General features: G+C 33.0%; 2 protein-coding genes. Both read right to left on the minus strand.

Annotated elements, in window-relative coordinates:
* Positions 1-87 precede the first annotated feature (87 nt).
* Positions 88-831, minus strand: coding sequence for an HAD family hydrolase (locus ACFOZZ_RS09095; RefSeq protein ID WP_376815106.1), 744 nt, complete (start codon positions 829-831; stop codon positions 88-90).
* Between the two features lie 47 nt (positions 832-878).
* On the minus strand, positions 879-1,634 hold the full coding sequence (locus tag ACFOZZ_RS09100; RefSeq protein ID WP_376815107.1) for an IS1595 family transposase: 756 nt from the start codon (positions 1,632-1,634) through the stop codon (positions 879-881).
* Between the last annotated feature and the right edge of the window lie 134 nt (positions 1,635-1,768).

The following is a 1,768-nucleotide window of genomic DNA, read 5'->3' on the forward strand; positions in this document are numbered from 1 at the left end:
AAGTCAGAATAATATATCTGCTGATATATCATCTGACTTAAATTCTAGCATTATTAACTTAATGACATTGGGCACCGCCTGCTTTTTCTAATCCTTAACCAAATCAATTATTTCTTTCGCAACACCATGATCATCATTACTGTCAATCACTTTTTCTGCTATCTGTTTCAGTGCATTCACACCATTACTCATAGCTCGTGTATGCTTATAGTCTTTAAAAAGACTCAGATCATTATAACCATCACCAAATACATAAACATCATCAGAAGTATGAAGTGTTTCTATCACTCTTTTTACCATAAGTGCTTTATTCGCATTCATTGATGTAACTTCAATATTCCACCAGGATGATGAGGTTACATTAATTCCTTCTATTTGATCAAGCCAGTATTTGATTTGATTGATTTTCTGTTCGTCATGCACAAATACAAATATCTTTCTAATTTCTTTATAATCTTGAAGATGTTGTTCTGAAAGTTGTGTTGTAGTATCACAAAATACAGTATCAGTAGAATAATCTCCTTCTTCCGTATTAATTTCAAAATCCATATGATGTTCTAATAAGCCATTCATAATAGTATGTGCAATCTTCAAATCGATATTCTCTTTATAGAGAATATCTCCCTGACTATTTCGACATTCCGCACCATTCAATAATACACAATAATCTATATCTACTCCCTTCAACAAAGGAGAAGCTGTCTTGTAACTACGTCCTGTCGCAATAATTCTATAGATAGGTGATATATTCAATACTTCTTTAGTGAAGGGATCTACTACTCCATAACTATTAAGTAATGTGCCATCTAGATCACTGACAATTGTTTTCATATTATTCTCCAAAGCTCCTCTTTTGCAAATGGGTGGTGATTATTCGCTTATTTACTATGTTTAGAGCTCATTGCATCTCGATATCGCACTCTTTTTGGCGACAAAACTGCCATTTCTATAAATTTTAATACCTTATCGTACTTATCCTTTGGGTCATTCATAATGAACCAAAATAGATTCAGCCAGTCTTGGAGGTGTTCTCTGTCATAAGCTCCGTGATTTCTTATGAATTGTTTCAATAATAAATGAAGATTATTAACTGGATATAATGGGTTGTCTTTATCTGATAAACCTTTTGTTTCTCTTGTAGAGTATACTTTGCTTTCCAGTTCTAATTCTTCAATCAATATACTGTGAGAATGCTCATCATCATGCACTAATATAGAGCCTCTTGCAATATGCTTGCTGTATGTTTCTTTTGTTGATTTTCTTGAGGGTTTTGATGTTCCTGTAACTATAAAAATTGATTTTGTCTCATTACAGGCAACACCAACACCTATTTTATTTCTAGAAATTCCTCTTAGTTTCTTTCCATCTTTTGTCGCTAGTTTACTTTTTGTCTTTGCAAAATAGGTTTCATCTAAATACACTGTACCGTCTAGTACAACATCGTCTTGTATTCCTTTTAAGACTTCAAATGTTTTAATCAGCCAATATTTACCTGTAGTTGGTGAATTTCTATTGTCGTAGGCTGTCGAATTTATAGAATGAAATTCAAACAAATGCAGTAAATACTCAATCCATTCTGAAATAGGAATCTTTTTTGAATCAAAGATGGAGGTGCGGACAATTTCTTGGACCAAAGATGATGCAATGGAGGAAAATATATGGCATATACGGAACAAGAAAAACAGCAGGCACTTGCCTTTTATGATGAAACTGGTTCAATATCCAAAGTCATCAATAAACTTGGCTATCCAACCAGACAGAATATGTA

It is taken from the genome of Catenibacterium sp. GCM10023432 (genome assembly GCF_042651925.1).
Taxonomy (GTDB): domain Bacteria; phylum Bacillota_I; class Bacilli_A; order Erysipelotrichales; family Coprobacillaceae; genus Catenibacterium; species Catenibacterium mitsuoka.

What these genes read in the sequence shown, in the direction of transcription:
- ACFOZZ_RS09095 (WP_376815106.1), bottom strand. Translation starts at nt 831, where the DNA reads ATGAAAACAATTGTCAGTGATCTAGATGGCACATTACTTAATAGTTAT.